The 13,903-nt window shown below is 68.4% G+C and carries 12 protein-coding genes; 2 read left to right on the top strand and 10 right to left on the bottom strand.

Annotated features, from left to right (window positions below; translation table 11 throughout):
* Positions 1–22 precede the first annotated feature (22 nt).
* The gene (locus BX604_RS17395) at positions 23–1,003 is read right to left on the bottom strand and encodes an aldo/keto reductase (protein ID WP_098551879.1); all 981 of its coding nucleotides are present in this window, start codon (positions 1,001–1,003) and stop codon (positions 23–25) included.
* Positions 1,004–1,246: 243 nt separating this feature from the next.
* Here BX604_RS17395 and BX604_RS17390 point away from each other — a divergent pair, with 243 nt between their 5' ends.
* On the top strand, positions 1,247–2,101 hold the full coding sequence (locus BX604_RS17390; RefSeq protein ID WP_098551878.1) for an oxidoreductase: 855 nt from the start codon (positions 1,247–1,249) through the stop codon (positions 2,099–2,101).
* A gap of 13 nt (positions 2,102–2,114) precedes the next feature.
* Here BX604_RS17390 and BX604_RS17385 read toward each other — a convergent pair whose 3' ends face one another.
* From BX604_RS17385 to BX604_RS17370, 4 genes are all read right to left on the bottom strand, one after another.
* Complete coding sequence (locus BX604_RS17385) at positions 2,115–2,786, bottom strand: MarC family protein (protein WP_098551877.1); 672 nt, start codon at positions 2,784–2,786, stop codon at positions 2,115–2,117.
* 128 nt (positions 2,787–2,914) lie between these two features.
* Positions 2,915–3,715, bottom strand: a complete 801-nt coding sequence (locus tag BX604_RS17380; RefSeq protein ID WP_098551876.1) for an enoyl-CoA hydratase-related protein — start codon at positions 3,713–3,715, stop codon at positions 2,915–2,917.
* A 40-nt stretch (positions 3,716–3,755) separates the two neighbouring features.
* A complete protein-coding gene (paaK, locus tag BX604_RS17375; protein WP_098551875.1) occupies positions 3,756–5,078 on the bottom strand; it encodes a phenylacetate--CoA ligase PaaK in 1,323 nt (440 codons plus the stop codon).
* Between the two features lie 58 nt (positions 5,079–5,136).
* Positions 5,137–6,690 (bottom strand): 3-hydroxyacyl-CoA dehydrogenase, encoded by a 1,554-nt coding sequence (locus BX604_RS17370; RefSeq protein WP_098551874.1) that lies wholly within the window; start codon positions 6,688–6,690, stop codon positions 5,137–5,139.
* A gap of 545 nt (positions 6,691–7,235) precedes the next feature.
* Here BX604_RS17370 and BX604_RS17365 point away from each other — a divergent pair.
* Entirely contained in the window at positions 7,236–8,324 is a 1,089-nt protein-coding gene (locus tag BX604_RS17365; RefSeq protein ID WP_098551873.1) for a calcium:proton antiporter, read from the top strand.
* An 85-nt stretch (positions 8,325–8,409) separates the two neighbouring features.
* Here the strand turns inward: BX604_RS17365 and BX604_RS17360 are convergent, their stop codons facing one another.
* From BX604_RS17360 to BX604_RS17340, 5 genes are all read right to left on the bottom strand, one after another.
* The gene (locus BX604_RS17360; RefSeq protein WP_098551872.1) at positions 8,410–9,543 is read right to left on the bottom strand and encodes a transporter substrate-binding and LysM peptidoglycan-binding domain-containing protein; all 1,134 of its coding nucleotides are present in this window, start codon (positions 9,541–9,543) and stop codon (positions 8,410–8,412) included.
* A gap of 20 nt (positions 9,544–9,563) precedes the next feature.
* Entirely contained in the window at positions 9,564–10,334 is a 771-nt protein-coding gene (locus BX604_RS17355) for a hypothetical protein (protein ID WP_098551871.1), read from the bottom strand.
* 629 nt (positions 10,335–10,963) lie between these two features.
* Positions 10,964–11,803 carry an amidohydrolase family protein gene (locus BX604_RS17350; RefSeq protein ID WP_098551870.1) on the bottom strand — a complete coding sequence of 280 codons (840 nt, stop codon included), beginning with the start codon at positions 11,801–11,803 and terminating at the stop codon, positions 10,964–10,966.
* A complete protein-coding gene (locus tag BX604_RS17345; RefSeq protein ID WP_098551869.1) occupies positions 11,800–12,825 on the bottom strand; it encodes an NAD(P)-dependent oxidoreductase in 1,026 nt (341 codons plus the stop codon). The genes BX604_RS17350 and BX604_RS17345 overlap by 4 nt, the downstream gene beginning before the upstream one ends.
* Complete coding sequence (locus BX604_RS17340; protein WP_098551868.1) at positions 12,822–13,898, bottom strand: LacI family DNA-binding transcriptional regulator; 1,077 nt, start codon at positions 13,896–13,898, stop codon at positions 12,822–12,824. The genes BX604_RS17345 and BX604_RS17340 overlap by 4 nt, the downstream gene beginning before the upstream one ends.
* Positions 13,899–13,903 lie beyond the last annotated feature (5 nt).

Raw genomic sequence — 13,903 nt, 5'->3', positions numbered from 1 at the left:
GGCCAGCTCCCGCCGGTGCCGCTCAGTTGAACCCGGCCACCGCGTGCGGCACGTACGGGCCTTCGAGCGCCGCGATTTCGTCGTCCGTCAGCTTCAACTGAAGTGCGCCGAGCGCGTCGTCCAGATGGTGCGGCTTCGAGATACCGACGATCGGCGCGGTCACGCCGCGCTTGTGCGCGACCCACGCGAGCGCAACCTGCGCACGCGGCACGTTGCGCGCAGCGGCGATCGCCGCGACCGCCTCGACGACCGCCCGGTCGGCCTCCGCCGTCGCGTCGTACAGTCGCTGGCCGACGTCGTCGCTCTGCTGCCGGCCCGTCGATTCGTCCCAGTTGCGCGTGAGCCGGCCGCGCGCGAGCGGGCTCCACGGAATCACCGCGACGCCCTCGGCCTCGCACAGCGGCAGCATTTCGCGTTCCTCCTCGCGATACAGCAGGTTCAGGTGGTTCTGCATGCTGACGAAGCGGGTCCAGCCGTTCTGCTTCGACGTATACAGCGCCTTCGCGAACTGCCACGCGAACATCGACGACGCCCCGATATAGCGCGCCTTGCCCGCCTTCACGACGTCATGCAGCGCTTCGAGCGTCTCCTCGATCGGCGTGCCGTCATCCCAGCGGTGAATCTGGTACAGGTCGACGTAGTCGGTGCCGAGCCGCTTCAGGCTCTGGTCGATGTCGGTCATGATCGCCTTGCGCGACAGCCCCGCGCCGTTCGGCCCCGGGCGCATCCGGTAGAACACCTTGGTCGCGATCACCACCTCGTCGCGCTTCGCGAAGTCGCGCAGCGCGCGGCCGACGATCTCCTCGGACGTGCCGTCCGAATACATGTTCGCGGTGTCGAAGAAGTTGATGCCGGCCTCGATCGCGCGCTGGATGATCGGGCGGCTTTCCGCTTCCGGCAGCGTCCACGGATGCGTACCGCGGGTCGGCTCGCCGAACGTCATGCAACCCAGCACCAGCTTCGACACGTCCATCCCGGTCGACCCGAATTTCACGTATTCCATCGCACGCCTCGTCATTGAAGGGGGTTTGCGGCCGGATGCGCGCCGCGGTTCCGCGCACCGTGCACGAACGATGCGGCGCGCATCCGCCAGACGTCGCATGGTATCCCGCAGCGCGCAAACGCGTATCGGCGCGCACGCTGCACGCCGCGCGCATCGGGCGCACAATCGGCGCTTCGGAAGGTTCGCCCCTGCGACGCCCGCCGTCGCACCGCAGCACCTGTTCACCTCATGAAAGGAGCTTCCATGGCCACCCCCACCCCCGACAAGCCGGTCTGGTTCATCACCGGCTGCTCGACCGGCTTCGGCCACGAGATCGCGCGCAAGACGCTCGGCCTCGGCTACCCGACCGTCATCACCGCGCGCAACCCGGATTCGCTCGCCGCGCTTGCCCGCGAATTCGGCGAACTCGCGTTCGTGCTGCAGCTCGACGTGACGAAACCGGCCGAGATCGACGCGGCGACGCGCGCTGCGCTCGCCCGCTTCGGCCGCGTCGACGTGCTCGTGAACAATGCGGGGATCGGCTATTTCGGTTCGTTCGAGGAAAGCGAACGCGACGAAGTCAGCAGGATGTTCGACATCAACGTGTGGGGGCTCGTCGACATGACGCGTGCGCTGCTGCCGACGCTGCGCAAGCAGCGTGCCGGCACGGTCGTGAACATCTCGTCGGTGGGCGGGATCATCGCGTCGCCCGGCGTCGGCTTCTACAACGCGACGAAGTTCGCGGTCGAAGCGCTGTCCGAATCGCTAGCACAGGAACTGGCACCGCTCGGCGTGAAGGTGCTGATCGTCGAACCGGGGCCGTTTCGCACCGACTGGGCCGGCCGCTCGGCGAATCAGGCGCCGCAGACGCTCGACGACTACTCAGCGACCGCGAAGCTGCGCACCGACACGATCCGCGGCTACAGCGGCAAGCAGCCGGGCGACCCGGCGCGCGCGGCCGACGCGATCGTGAAGATGGTGGAAAGCGACGACCCGCCGCTGCGCCTGCTGCTCGGCAAGGTGGCGCTGACCAGCGCGAACCGCAAGCTCGATGCGCTCAAGCGCGACTTTGACGGCTGGGCCGACGTGTCGCGCGGCGCGGACTATCCGGACGCGTGAAGAGACGCGCCGCTTACTTGATCTGGTCGGCGAGCGGCTGCAGGAATTCGGAGAATCCGGTCAGCATGATCTGCACGCCGATGCACAGCAGCAGGAACGCCGACACGCGCTTCGCGACCTTGGTGCCTTCGCTGCCGAGATAGCGCGCGAGCAGCGCGGAGCGGCTGTAGACCTGCCAGATCACGACCGCGACGAGCACGGAAACGGAGATCGACACGATGCTCGACAGCATGAACTCGGAGAGCTTGTGCGTGCGGTTCGCGTTCAGCGCGATCGCGGTCGCGATGGAACCGGGGCCGACCGTCAGCGGCATGGTCAGCGGGAAGAACGCGCGGGTCATGATCGCGCCCGCGTCGATCGGCTTGACGGGTGTATCGCCGCCGCCCGGGCCGTCGGGCTCGTTCAGCATCTGCCAGCCTGCCACCGCGACCGCGAAGCCGCCGCCGATCCGCAGCGCTTCCATCGAGATCCCGAAGAAATGCAGCACCGGCGTGCCGGCGAAGAACGCGACCATCAGCACGACGAACGCGTTGAATGCGACCTTCCTCGCCAGCAGGTCCCGCTCCTGCTCGGTCAGCGCCTCGGTGCGTTCGAGAAACAGGAACGCAATGCCGATCGGGTTGATGATGCCGATCAGGCCGGTGAAGCCGAACAGGATCTCGGAGATAAGGCGGTTGACGATCATCGGAGCGAAGCAACGGTCAGGGCTGGGCCGGCGGTGCGCCGGGGGTCACGCATTGTAGAGCAAGCGCCCTCGCCCGAGACGCAAATCGCGGCCCGCGCGCAACACCCCCGCCGCCGCCCCGCCGCGCGTTATTCGACGCCCGGCTCCCATGCCGGCGGCCGCTTCGCGAAGAACGCGGCGAAGCCCTCCTTCGCCTCCGGCGTCGCCCGCACGCGGGAGATCGTCTGCGCGGTGAAGGCCCCGCGTTCGTCCGACGGCGGATATTCGCCGATCGCGTCGAAAAAGCGCTTGATCTCCATCAGCGCGTTCGGGCCGTTGCGGCTCAGCTCGGCGAGCGTCTTGTCGAGCGCTTCGTCGAGTGCGTCGAGCGGCACGGCCTGATGAATCAGCCCGATCGCGACGGCTTCGCCGGCCGCGAGCTGCGTCGCGGTCAGCGCGAGCCGGCGCGCCTGGCGCTGGCCGACCGCTTCGACCAGATACGGGCCGATCACCGAAGGCAGGATCCCGAAACGCGCCTCGCTCACCGAAAAGCGCGCATGATCGCTCGCGATCACGATGTCGCAGGCCGCGCACAGGCCGACGCCGCCGCCGAACGCGTGACCCTGCACGCGCGCGACCGTCGGCTTCGGGCACTGCCGGATCGCGCGCATCATCGCGGCGAACCGCTCCGCATCGCGCAGGTTCGCTGCCGCATCGTTCGCGCTCGCGCGCTGCATCCACTGCAGGTCGGCGCCCGCGCAGAACGCGCGGCCCTCCGAGCGCAGCACGATCGCGCGCACGTCGTCGCGCCGGCCGAGCGTCGTGAACGCGTCGGTCAGCTCGGCGATCATCGTCTCGTCGAACGCGTTGAGCACGTCGCCGCGCTGCAGCGCGACGGTCGCCATGCCGCGCGCATCGACGGCGACGGCCAGGGTCTTCAATCCATCCATCGAACAGGTTTCCTCGGGGTAGAACAGGGAACGGACACGCTCAGGCCGCATGCCGGCGATCGATCACGCGGCGCGCCTTGCCGGTCGCGCTGGCCGGGATGCCGCCCGCGGCGAGCACCGTCACGCCGGCCGACACGCCGATCATCGTCTTGATCCGGTGCTGCACCTCGCGCGCGATGGCCGCACGCTCGGCGTCGGTCACGCACGCGACGGCCTCGGAACGCAGTTCGACCGCGAGGTCGAGCCGGTCCATGTGACCCTCGCGCGAGATCGTGATCTGGAACTGCCCCGACAGCTTCGGCTGCGCGACCACGATCTCCTCGATCTGGCTCGGGAACACGTTCACGCCGCGCACGATCAGCATGTCGTCGGAGCGGCCCGTGATCTTCGCGAGCCGGCGCATCGCGCGCGCGGTCGGCGGCAGCAGCGCGGTGAGGTCCCGCGTGCGGTAGCGGATCACCGGCATCGCTTCCTTCGTCAGCGACGTGAACACCAGCTCGCCCTGGCTGCCGTCGGGCAGCACTTCGCCGGTCACGGGATCGATGATCTCCGGATAGAAGTGGTCTTCCCAGATCACCGGGCCGTCCTTCGTCTCGACGCATTCGCACGCGACGCCCGGGCCCATCCCTTCCGACAGCCCGTAGATGTCGAGCGCGTCGATGCCCACGCGCGTCTCCACCTCCTCGCGCAGCGCCTGCGTCCACGGCTCGGCGCCGAAGATGCCGATCTTCAGCGACGACTCCGCCGGGTCCATCCCCTGCCGCACCATCTCGTCGATCAGGTTCAGCATGTACGACGGCGTGACGAGGATGATCTTCGGCTCGAAATCGCGGATCAGCTGCACCTGCTTCTCGGTCTGGCCGCCCGACATCGGCACGACCATGCAGCCGAGCCGTTCCGCGCCGTAGTGAATCCCGAGGCCGCCGGTGAAGAGCCCGTAGCCGAACGCGTTGTGCAGCGTGTCGCCCGGGCGGCCGCCGGCCGCGCGGATCGAACGCGCGGTCACGTTCGCCCACGTGTCGATGTCGCGCGCCGTGTAGCCGACCACCGTCGGCTTGCCCGTCGTGCCGCTCGACGCGTGCACGCGCACGACCTGCTCGCGCGGCACCGCGAACAGCCCGAACGGGTAGTTGTCGCGCAGGTCGTTCTTGGTCGAGAACGGGAATTTTGCGAGATCGGCGAGCGTCTTCAGGTCGTCGGGGTGCACGCCCGCCGCGTCGAACGTCCGGCGATAGTGCGCCACGTTGTCGTACGCGTGGCGCAGCGACCATTTGAGGCGGTCGAGCTGCAGCGCCTGCAGTTCGTCGCGGCTGGCGGTCTCGATCGGGTCGAGCGCGGCGGCAGGATGCGTCGGGTGGGTCATCGGGGTGCTCCTCCAGTGGAGTGATGTCGTTGTCGTAATCGGGGTGGCGCGCGGGCGGCTAACGGAAGGTGCGCCCGGCTGCGTGCAGCGCGGTGAGGCGCGGCGACACGCGATAGCGGTCCTCGCCGTAGCTCGCCGCCAGGTTCGACAGCACGCGATGCACGCGGCCGATGCCGATCGCATCGGCCCACGCGAGCGGGCCGCACGGATAGTTCACGCCCTTCTCCATCGCGAGATCGAGATCGGCGGGCGAGCACACGCCCTGGTTGACCGTGTCGGCCGCCTCGTTTGCGAGCATCGCGACAGTGCGCATCGCGACCATGCCCGGCACGTCGGCGATGCCGACGACACGGAAACCGGCTTGCTGGAACAGGCCGACCGCATCCGCATACGCGGCGTCGCTGCACTGCAGCGCACGCGTGAGCGCGACGAGCCCGGCCTGTGCGTAATCGCGCGCGAGATCGACGAGCACGAGATCGGCCACGCCGGTTTGCGCGGCGCGCACCGTCGCGGTGCGACCGTCGGTCAGCGCGATCGACGCGCGGCCGGCCACGGCGAGCAGTGCGTCGGCGTGCGCGCCGCTCTGCCGCGCGGCGGTGATACGCTCGGCGAAGCGCGCGTGCAGCGCAGCGGCCGGGCCGTCCTGCGCGAACAGCGCGACGTCGGCCGGCGCGTCGCGCGGCGGTTCGAGATCGGGCGCGGGCGGCGTCGCGCCATCCGCATATGCATAGAAGCCGCGCCCCGACTTGCGCCCGAGGAACCCGGCGTTCACGAGCTCCTGCTGGATCAGCGATGGCGTATAGCGCGGGTCGTTGAAGTACGCGCGAAACACCGACTCGGTCACCGCGAAGTTCACGTCGTGGCCGATCAGGTCCATCAGCTCGAACGGCCCCATCCGGAAGCCGCCCGCGTCGCGCATCACCGCGTCGATCGACGCCGGCGTGCCGCCCTGTTCGTTCAGCACGCGCAGCGCCTCCGCGTAATACGGGCGCGCGACGCGGTTCACGATGAAGCCGGGCGTCGATTTCGCCATCACCGGCTTCTTGCCCCACGCGGCGGCGGTGTCGTACAGCGCCTGCGCAACCTCGGGCGCCGTCGCGAGCCCGCTGACCACCTCGACGAGCGCCATCAGCGGCGCCGGATTGAAGAAATGCAGGCCGGCCACGCGCTGCGGCGCGCGCAGCCCGGCAGCGATCGACGTGATCGAGATCGACGACGTGTTGGTCGTCAGCACGCAGGTGTCGTCGACGTGACGTTCGAGCGTCGCGAAAATCTCGCGCTTCACGTCGAGCCGCTCGGCCGCCGCCTCGACGATCAGCGCGGCGCCCGCGAAATCGGCCAGCGCGCGCACCGCGCGGATCCGGCTTCCGGCCGCCTCGGCCTGCGCCGGCGCCATCCGGCCCTTCTCCGCGAGCCGCGCGAACTGGGCGCGGATCCCGGCGAGCGCCTTGTCGCAGGCGGCTTCGTTCAGGTCGTGCAGCAGCACCGTATGGCCGGCCGCCGCCGCGACCTGCGCAATGCCCGCGCCCATCGCGCCCGCGCCGATCACGCCGACGACTGCCGACTGCGCCAGCGCGCCCGAATTCACCGAATGTGCAGAAGAAACAGCCATCGCTTGCGATCCGTCATGAAGTGGAAGTGCGAGCGATTATAAACCGACCGGTCGGTAGATTTATGTCAGGGTGAGCCCGAATTTGTCGTGCAATAGACCGTTACGGAAACTGCAAAAACAAAAAAATCGAACGATCGGGGCACTTTTTGTAAACCGAAAGGTCAATGAAAGCGATCTAATGTGAGATAGTAGCCCCCGAACGCCTGATAAAATTCGACAAACCGCCGGATTTCAGGGGGAACCCGCGTGTCACAGCCGCCGCTGTCGTCCATCGCCGCCGCCCGTCCGGGGTCGGATCCAGGCTGTCGGCCAGCCTGGTCGTCGCGTGCCGGCACCCCGCCATCGGCGGCCGACCGCATCGAACCGTTTCAGTTTCATCCAGCGACGGGCTTCGGCCCGCCCGCGCCCCTCGCCGCCTCATCGTGGCGAACCCCTGGCAGCACCTGCTCATCCGTTTCATCGTCCTCGTTCGGCGGATCATCCGGCCGGGCTTCGTCAACCCGTGACGGCGCGTCGCGCGCCGCCACTCGCATAGGAAACCGTCCATGCCGCTCTCGTCCAACCAGCTCCCGCGCTGGACCCTCTGGGCCCCGCTTGCCGCATGGCTGGTACTCGCGCTGTCGCGCGTCGTGCCGGCCGAAGGCCTCGTCATCGCGCTGTTCGCCATCGCCCTCGCCGGCGCCGTGTTCGCCGCCGTCCATCACGCCGAAGTCGTCGCGCACCGCGTCGGCGAGCCGTTCGGCACGCTCGTGCTCGCGGTGGCCGTCACCATCATCGAAGTCGCGCTGATCGTGTCGGTCATGCTCGGCGCCGGCCCCGAGAAGTCGGGGCTCGCGCGCGACACCGTGTTCGCCGCCGTCATGATCATCTGCAACGGGATCGTCGGCATCTGCCTGCTGGTCGGCGCGTGGAAGCACGGCGAACAGGATTTCCAGGGGCGCGGCGCGAGCAAGGCGCTCGCGGTGCTCGCGTCGCTGTCGGTGCTGTCGCTCGTGATGCCGAACTACCTGAGCGCCGCGCCGGGTCCGTTCTTTTCGAAATCGCAGCTCGCGTTCGCGGGCGTCGCATCGCTCGTGCTGTACGGCGCTTTCGTGTTCGTGCAGACCGTGCGCCATCGCGACTACTTCCTCGCTGCGCACGACAGCGCGAACGAAACGGTGCACGCGGCGGCGCCGAGCAACCGCACCGCGATCCTCAGCATGGTCCTGCTGTTCGTGAGCCTCGTCGCGGTCGTGCTGCTCGCGAAGCTGCTGTCGCCGGCCGTCGAGCATGCGGTGATGAAGCTCGGCGCGCCTGAAGCGGCGGTCGGTATCGTGATCGCCGCGCTCGTGCTGCTGCCCGAAGGGCTCGCGGCCGTCACCGCCGCACGCGCGAACCGCCTGCAGACCAGCATGAACCTCGCGCTCGGTTCGGCGCTCGCGAGCATCGGGCTCACGATCCCGACCGTCGCGGCCGTGTTCATCTGGGTCGGCCAGCCACTCACGCTCGGCATCGGCGCAATGGAAACGGTGCTGCTGGCCCTCACGCTGCTGGTCAGTACGCTCACCCTCAGCCAGGGGCGCACGACCGTGCTGCACGGTGTCGTGCACCTGGCGCTGTTCGCGGCCTACCTGTTCCTGTCGATCACGCACTGATCCACAACGACGCGGGGCCCGGCGGATCGTCTCCGCCGGGCCCCGCGCATCGCTTCACCTTCCCCGCTTCATATTCCCATCGCGACTAGCGAACCGGAATCACCAGATGCTGGCCGGCCAGGATCAGGTTCGGGTTCGCGAGGTTGTTGCGGCGCTGGATCTCGCGATAGCGCTGGCCGCTGCCGAGCTTGCTCGCCGCGATCAGGTTCAGCGTATCGCCCGCCTTCACCACGTACGTCAGTTCGCCCGACGCCGCCGCGGTCGTCATCGCCTGGTCGCTGACGAAGTACTTGCGCAGCAGGTCGAGATACTGCGGCGACTGCTTGAGCTTCGCGATCGCGGCGTTCAGGTAGATCAGCAGGTCCTGGTCGTCGGCGCGCACGCCGATCTTGTACGCGATGTTCGAGCCGTCGAGCTTGGTCACCGCGAACTTCAGGTCGGTGCCCTTGATCGAGCTGACCGCGAACGGATAGTCGTAGATGAACGCGTCGACCGTACGGCCGTCGAGACTCTTCGCGATGAATGCCGGATCGGAATCGTCGACCTCGACGAACCGCACGTTCGGATACTGGCGCGTGACGAACCCGCGCACGTCCGGGTCGCCCTTCAGGATGCCGACCGTCTTGCCGACCAGATCGTCGGCCGACCGGATCGCGGAGCCTTGCCGCACGATCAGCGAATAGCCGAAATCGTCGACGTACGGCACCGAGTAGACGACGCCCGCCGGCGTGTTGTCCGGGAACGTCAGCCCGTCCATCGCGACGTCGACCACGTGGTTGCCCTTCGCATCGGTATCGAGCAATTGCTTCGGCACGCCCGGGTACGTGTCGACTTCGTGACGCGTATCGACGACGATCGGCTTGCCGCCGTGCGAGAACGACGGATCCGCGAACAGCAGCCGCGCGAACTCGACGTTGAAACCATGCGGCGCGCCCTTGTCCTCGCCGAAAAACGGCTCGCTCGGGTTCTGCACCGAGATCCGCACGAGGCCGTTTTCGGCGATCGATTTCAGCGTGCTGGCCTGCGGCGTGAAGCCGGCCGGCACCACGTTGTCCGCTGTCGGCGGTTGCGCCGGCTGGCCGGCATCGGCCGACTGCGCGGACGTCGCGCCCGAAGCCGCGTCGTGCGCGGGAATCAGGGTCGACAGGCCGCCCTGGTGGACGATCCAGACGCCGACCAGCACCACCAGAAACGCGATTGCGCCGAGAAGTTTTTTCATGGTTGCATGCCCGCGGGAAGTTATTGTTGTTTCGACGGCAATGCGGCAGCATGGGCCGCATCGGGGCCGGGCACGGGTGCGCCGTTCATCACCGCCTGCTGTTGCGCCTGCTTGACCTCGGGGTTATCCATCAGCGACGTCTCCATTTCGGAGAACGCCTTGTTCACCGAGCGCATCACCGAATCGACGGCCACGTCGGTCTTGATCTGCTCGAACGTATCGGCCGTCTGCCGGCCCGCGAGCTTGTTCATCTGCTGCGCCGCCTGCGACATGTCCCACATCGCCTTCGCGCGGTCGATCGCCGACGCGAAATTCTTCAGTTCGGCCTGCACCTGCTTGTAGCGGCCTTCGCGGAAAGCAAGCAGCTGCTTCATCGTGTCGAGCTGCGAACGAAAGCGTGGCGCGTCGTCCGGATACTGCTTCTCGAACAGCTCGGTCTTGCTCTCGAAGTTCTTCACTTCGGTGCGGAACGCGGTGATGCTGTCCGCGAATTTCTGCGCCGCCTGGCGCTTTTCCGCGAGCTGGTTGATCAGCGTCTCGATCGGATTCGACTGCGCTTCCTCGACGATCATCCTCACCTTCTGGTTCGCGAACTTCATCGCGACGACCGGTGCGAAATAGATGGCCCCGAGACCGATCACGGCCGCCGCGATCAGCGCGATCATCCCCTTCAGGATGAACAGCGCGGCCGGTGCCGCAATCGCGACGCCGGCGATGATGATCGCCCATTTGATCAGCTTTACCTTGCCACTCCCCGAACTGCCGTTTGCTTCATTCGAAAGCTGCGACATGAGTTTCTCTCCTTGAACCTCGAACTGAACTGCGTGCGTGTGCTACGTCATGCTCGATCGAAATGCTTCGGACTCCAGTGCCGCCGTGCGGGACGGTCGGCGGCACGTTGCGCGAACGCGCGCCGGCAGCGTCACCAGACGCCGGCGTAGGCGTCGTGCGCAATACGGTGTTCGGGTGCGGCAGGCTGCGGCGAGACGCGGTGGCGCCGTTGGACAGCGCTCATCGTCGCGCTCGGCGCGCGGACGGGAAAGTGTACCGACGGACGGTACGGAACGGGATGACGGATACGTGACGCGACGGCCGTCGGGAAGATCGTTGTGCCGGCCTGCCGATGAATGCGGCGCCGGGATACCGGTACGAGTGCGTGAAGGCTCATCGTTGTTCTTTTGCGCGTCGCGGATGCGGGAGCGCGCGGCCAGCGCGCCTCGCTCCAGATACTCGGACGTATCCTGCGCCGACCGGCATGCAGCGTCAAGCGGTCGACGCAGTGCGTTGCTTTCGCGATCGAAAGCGCGCACGGCGCGTCAGCTTTCAGAACGGTAAGGATGTTGTCGATCGCGCGATTCGCGGCGCTCGGTCAGGATTGCTTGTCATCGAACCTTCGCTGCCGGCCGACGGGGCGGTTACGTCACGGGCCGGGCGCGGCGCTCGTCTCGAATCCGTACAGCACCGCCGGGTTGTCGACGAGAATCGCTCGACCAGCCGCATCGTCCGCCGTACAGGCGTGCAGCCAGCCGAGCAGGCGCGCATCGTCGGGCACCGGCGACGCGTTCGGGTGCGGCCAGTTGCTCCCCCACACGCAGCGCGCCGAATGCCCGCGCGCGAGCACGGTCGCGAGGCAGGCGACGTCGTCATAACCCGGCGCACCGGACAGCGACGTCTCGTAAGGCGCGGACAGCTTCACCCACACGTGGCCGCGATCGAGCAGGCGCCGCAGTGCAACGAACGCGGGGGCATCCGGTGCAACCGGCGTCAGAAACTTGCCCGTGTGATCGATCGCGATGCGCGCGGGCAGCGACGCCAGCGCCGGCTCGACGTCGGGCAGCGTGCGGCCGTCGAGCTGCAGGTCGATGTGCCAGCCGAGCGGCGCGATCCGCGCGGCCATCCGTTCCAGTTCGTCCCATCGCGACGTGCCGCCCGCCAGCATCATGAACCGCACGCCGCGGATGCCGGCCGCGTGCAGCCGCTCCAGTTCGGCATCCGGCACGTCGACCGGCACCGTTGCCACGCCCCGCGCCTGCGGGCCGAGCGCGGCCAGCGCAGCGAGCGTGCAGCGGTTGTCGAAGCCATAGCCGGTCGGTTGCACCACCACCACGCGGGCAAGGCCGAGCGCCTGTTGCACGCGCCGATACGCGTCCACCGGCGCGTGCGGCGGCCGGAACGTCGCCGTCGGCGCCAGCGGATACGCATCGTCGTAGATGTGGATATGGCAATCGCACGCGTGCATGCCGCCGTCGTCGCGCGTCATCGTGCGTCGTCCTGCACGGCGGACGTATCGGCCGAACGCCAGCGCTCGAGTCGCGTCGCCTGTGCCGCGTTGACCGCGCCCTTCGGCACGCGCCCGTCGAGCAGCGCGGCAAGTTGCTCGACCGTCTCCAGCGCCTGATGCTCGACCGCCGGCCGCGTCAGCCCGCCGATATGCGGTGTGGCGATCACGCGCGGATGCGCGGCGAGTGCCGGTGTCGGCATCTGGTCCGCCGCACGGCCGACATCGAGCGCGCAACCGGCCAGCCGGCCGCCGTCGAGCGCAGCGGCGAGCGCCTGCTCGTCGACGAGCTCGCCGCGCGACGCATTGACGAAACACGCACCGGGCTTCATCGCGGCAAACGCGCGCGCATCGAACAGGTTCGCGGTCGCCGGCGTCGCCGGCGCGAGGCATACGACGTAATCGGCGTCACGCAGCAAGGTCGCCCAATCGACCTGTTCGAGCGATGCTGCGTCGACCCGCACGTACGGGTCGCTCACCAGCACGCGCATGCCGAGTGCGGTCGCGATCGGCACGAGACGGCGCGCGATCTGTCCGTAGCCGACCACGCCCAGCGTGCTGCCGCGCAACTCCCGGCCCATCAGCGGCATGGGCGGTGCGCCACGGTGGTACGCGTTCGCATAGCCGCCGATGCCGCGCGCGAGGTCGATCATCGCGCCGATCACCCATTCGGCGACGGCCGGCCCGAAGCCGGGGCTCGCCTGCGTGACCAGCACGCCGGATGCGCTGGCCGCACCGACGTCGACGGTGCGGATGTCGACGGCGCAGCGCAGGAACGCGGCGAGCGCGGGCAACCCCTCGAACAGCGCACGCGGCGCCGGCGTCTGCCGGTACGCGATGATCGCGTCGCATCCGTGCGCGGCGGCGATCAGCTCGTCCGTGCCGAGTTCGCGGTCCAGCGGGTTGCACGTGACGTCCGCGATCGCCTGCAGCGCGCGCAGCGCCTTCGCGCCAAAGTAGTGATCGAGCATCCCGGACGGATGGGTGACGTAGACGCGCGTCATGCCTGACCTCCGTCAGCGTGGAGCGCACGCGGCGGCGGCGCAACCGACGCGCGCTCCACGAGCGTGACGCCCGGAAACACGCACTGCCCGGGCCCCGGCGACGCATCGCCGTCGTGCCGCATCACGCGCCGCACCATCTCCGCGGCCATGTCGGGGACGGGCAACTGCACCGTGGTCAGCGCCGGCGACGAAATCGCCGACAGGAAATGACCGTCCATCCCCACGACCGACACATCGTCGGGCACCCGCAAGCCGCCGTCGCGCAGCCCGGCCATCAGGCCGAGCGCGAACAGATCGTTGACCGCGACGATGCCGGTCGGCCGCGCCGGGTCGGCCGCGAGCGCGGCGCCGAGTGCGCGACCGACGTCGACGATTACCGCGTCGCCGTATTCGTTCGCCGGACCGCCGTCGAGCACTTGCGCATCGACACCCGCATCGCGCGCCACCGACAGAAAGCCGTGAATCTTGTCGCTGCGGCTCACGGTGATGCCGGCCACCGTCGCGAACGCGAGCCGCGTATGGCCGGCGGCCACGAGGCAGCCGGTCGCGAGCCGCGCGGCCGCCTCGTTGTCGGCCGTCACGTGATCGACCTGCGATTGCTCGCCGGGCGTCGCGCGACGGTCGTAGCTGACGACCGTCATCCCGCGTTCGGCCGCGCGCTCGAGGTGGCTTTCGTCGGCGAGCGACGAGATCACGATCACGCGCCGCACACCGTGCGCGAACAGGTCCTCGAAGAACGACGCCTCCTTGCCGGCATCGCGATACGTGTTGCCGATCAGCACGCGATGACCGTACTGCTCCTGCGCACAGGCTTCGATCTCGCGCGCGATGTAGCCGTACATCGGGTTGGCCATCGACGGCACCAGCAGCCCGACGAGCGGCGTCTGCCCCGTCTTGAGCTGGCGGGCGAGCGTGCTCGGCCGGTATTGCAGCGCGTCAATCGACGCCTGCACGCGTTCGAGCGTCGCGGGCTTCATCTGATCGGTGCGGCCGTTGAGCACGTTCGAAACCGTGCTGACCGAAACGGCCGCATGACGGGCCACGTCCTGAATCGTACTCATGTCGTCTTGCATTGAAT

It is taken from the genome of Burkholderia sp. JKS000303 (genome assembly GCF_002563755.1).
GTDB classification, from domain to species: Bacteria; Pseudomonadota; Gammaproteobacteria; order Burkholderiales; family Burkholderiaceae; genus Burkholderia; species Burkholderia anthina_B.
The sequence above is the reverse complement of the archived record's forward strand: the minus strand, read 5'-3'. Positions and strand labels throughout refer to the sequence as shown.

Bases quoted from the DNA above. Each gene is read 5' to 3' on its own strand.
- BX604_RS17365 (WP_098551873.1), top strand. From the start codon at position 7,236: ATGCCGCTCTCGTCCAACCAGCTCCCGCGCTGGACCCTCTGGGCCCCG.
- BX604_RS17340 (WP_098551868.1), bottom strand. From the start codon at position 13,898: ATGCAAGACGACATGAGTACGATTCAGGACGTGGCCCGTCATGCGGCC.
- BX604_RS17370 (WP_098551874.1), bottom strand. From the start codon at position 6,690: ATGGCTGTTTCTTCTGCACATTCGGTGAATTCGGGCGCGCTGGCGCAG.
- BX604_RS17350 (WP_098551870.1), bottom strand. From the start codon at position 11,803: ATGACGCGCGACGACGGCGGCATGCACGCGTGCGATTGCCATATCCAC.
- BX604_RS17360 (WP_098551872.1), bottom strand. From the start codon at position 9,543: ATGAAAAAACTTCTCGGCGCAATCGCGTTTCTGGTGGTGCTGGTCGGC.
- BX604_RS17345 (WP_098551869.1), bottom strand. From the start codon at position 12,825: ATGACGCGCGTCTACGTCACCCATCCGTCCGGGATGCTCGATCACTAC.
- paaK (WP_098551875.1), bottom strand. From the start codon at position 5,078: ATGACCCACCCGACGCATCCTGCCGCCGCGCTCGACCCGATCGAGACC.
- BX604_RS17355 (WP_098551871.1), bottom strand. From the start codon at position 10,334: ATGTCGCAGCTTTCGAATGAAGCAAACGGCAGTTCGGGGAGTGGCAAG.
- BX604_RS17385 (WP_098551877.1), bottom strand. From the start codon at position 2,786: ATGATCGTCAACCGCCTTATCTCCGAGATCCTGTTCGGCTTCACCGGC.
- BX604_RS17390 (WP_098551878.1), top strand. From the start codon at position 1,247: ATGGCCACCCCCACCCCCGACAAGCCGGTCTGGTTCATCACCGGCTGC.
- BX604_RS17395 (WP_098551879.1), bottom strand. From the start codon at position 1,003: ATGGAATACGTGAAATTCGGGTCGACCGGGATGGACGTGTCGAAGCTG.
- BX604_RS17380 (WP_098551876.1), bottom strand. From the start codon at position 3,715: ATGGATGGATTGAAGACCCTGGCCGTCGCCGTCGATGCGCGCGGCATG.